This is a genomic window from Herbidospora mongoliensis (assembly GCF_001570545.1).
GTDB lineage: Bacteria > Actinomycetota > Actinomycetes > Streptosporangiales > Streptosporangiaceae > Herbidospora > Herbidospora mongoliensis.
In genome coordinates this window covers 1-1665 of record NZ_BBXD01000002.1, presented here as the reverse complement: position 1 = coordinate 1665, position 1665 = coordinate 1, and the positions used below count along the sequence as shown (strand labels likewise).

4 protein-coding genes are annotated in these 1665 nt (G+C 66.7%); 2 read left to right on the top strand and 2 right to left on the bottom strand.

Annotated elements, in window-relative coordinates:
- Nucleotides 1–3 precede the first annotated feature (3 nt).
- Nucleotides 4–177 carry a Tn3 family transposase gene (locus tag AW272_RS41590; protein WP_275527273.1) on the top strand — a complete coding sequence of 58 codons (174 nt, stop codon included), beginning with the start codon at nt 4–6 and terminating at the stop codon, nt 175–177.
- An 87-nt stretch (nt 178–264) separates the two neighbouring features.
- Here the strand turns inward: AW272_RS41590 and AW272_RS00025 are convergent, their stop codons facing one another.
- The gene (locus AW272_RS00025; protein WP_083957758.1) at nt 265–1191 is read right to left on the bottom strand and encodes a DNA sulfur modification protein DndB; all 927 of its coding nucleotides are present in this window, start codon (nt 1189–1191) and stop codon (nt 265–267) included.
- Between AW272_RS00025 and AW272_RS00020 the strand changes: the two genes are divergently transcribed.
- Nucleotides 1190–1375 (top strand): helix-turn-helix domain-containing protein, encoded by a 186-nt coding sequence (locus AW272_RS00020; RefSeq protein ID WP_218010742.1) that lies wholly within the window; start codon nt 1190–1192, stop codon nt 1373–1375. The two genes, AW272_RS00025 and AW272_RS00020, sit on opposite strands and share 2 nt — an antisense overlap.
- Here the strand turns inward: AW272_RS00020 and AW272_RS41585 are convergent.
- The gene (locus tag AW272_RS41585; protein WP_157518046.1) at nt 1372–1539 is read right to left on the bottom strand and encodes a hypothetical protein; all 168 of its coding nucleotides are present in this window, start codon (nt 1537–1539) and stop codon (nt 1372–1374) included. The genes AW272_RS00020 and AW272_RS41585 overlap by 4 nt on opposite strands.
- Nucleotides 1540–1665 lie beyond the last annotated feature (126 nt).

The window sequence follows — 1665 nt, the reverse complement described above, 5'->3', positions numbered from 1 at the left end:
TTCATCAACACCCAGCTCCTCCAGGCGGTCCTGCGCGATCCCACCTGGGCGGCCAAGCTCACCGACGAAGACCGCCGTGCCCTGTCCCCGCTGTTCTGGGCCCACGTCAACCCCTACGGCCGGTTCACCCTCGACTTGAACAGCCGCCTAGATCTCGGCTCCCTCCCGGCCGCGTGATCACGGCCTTTGAGGCTGGGTGCGGAAATTAAACGCGCAGGGCGCCACTCCATACGGAGTGGCGCCCTGCGCGTGTGTTGTTGGGGCCTACAGGGTGGTGGGGGCCTTCTTGTACCAGCCGCTGATCACGTTGACGAGGTGGACGATGTTCTGGGTCCGCATGATCGGGGCGCTGGCGTTGGGCTCGAAGTCGGCCTTGGCGTCGGTGGTCTGCCAGATGCTGTTGTCGGCGATCGGGGCGGCCATGTGGGGGTCCAGGCGCTTGAAGAAGTCGGTGATGTCGCCGAGGTCGGCGGGGTTGTCGCCGCTGCGGAGCTGGTGGAAGACACCGCCGAGGACGCGGAGCATCCCGACGGAGCCGAGCAGGGAGTTGCGGCGCAGCTGCTGGGCGAGGGTGAGCTCGTCGGCGTGGCGGGTGTCGGGGTCGTCCTCGGTGATGGCGGCCAGATCGGTGAAGGCGGTGGAGAGGGCGTCGAGGAAGTCCTTGACCTGCTCGATCACCTCGCCGTCGGTGAGGGTCTGTTCGGCCCTCTTGCTGATGCGGCCGCCGGGGCCGGCGATGACGGCGCGGGTGATGTCGGCGACGTGCTTGGCGCCCATGAGATTGGAATTCTTCTGGGTCATGCGGTCCTGTTCGGCGTCGACCCTGCCCTTGAGCAGGGGGTGGTCGATGACGTCGGAGAGGGTGCGGTTGGCGACCTTGTAGCTGTCGAAGCGGGCACGGACAGCGCTGCTGATCCCCTTGGCGTTGTCGGCCACGTCAACGAACATCTGCTGGGACTTGATCGGGTCGAGTTCGACGTAGATGTCGAGGCCGACGTATTCGATCCGCAGCCGGTTCATCTCCTCGATGAGCTTCTCGCGGTCGGCCTGGAGCTTGGCGGTCTTGTCGGCGCTGAGCTTGCGAGCGGTCTCGCGATCGATGTTGGAGATGGCGTCGGTGATGCGCTGCTTCTCGATGGAGACACCGAGGACACGGTGCTGGCCGTCGATCGTGCGCAGCCGCGAGGGCATGGTCCTGGCGAAGAGGAACGGGAAGCTCAAGGGCAAGCAGCCCAAGCTCCCCGCGCCCGCACGCCGGTCCATCCGCCGCCGCTACGCCGAAGGCGAGGTCTCCCTCGCCGACCTCGCCACCGAGTACAGCGTCGGCCGCTCCACCATCCACCGCATCATCCACGGACAGGAAACGCCCAGCTAAGCGACGGTCTCACCGCTACCTTGCGGCTCGTCGTAGCTGTAGGAGTTCGGGGCCGCCACGGCCAGGCCGACCGCACCTGTACTGCACCCACCCGACCACAACCAGGGCAGCGCGTTGCCGAACGCCGCCGACGCCAACAGCAGCAGTCCGCCACGACTTCCCACGCCGAAGGGACCTGACCGTCATGACCACGCCGACCGGAGACGGCAAACACCAGGCCGACCTGGGTCCGGACCCTCTCAGCCTTCCTCAACTGTGCAGGATCATGGAACGTCAGCGCGGAGCGGCTA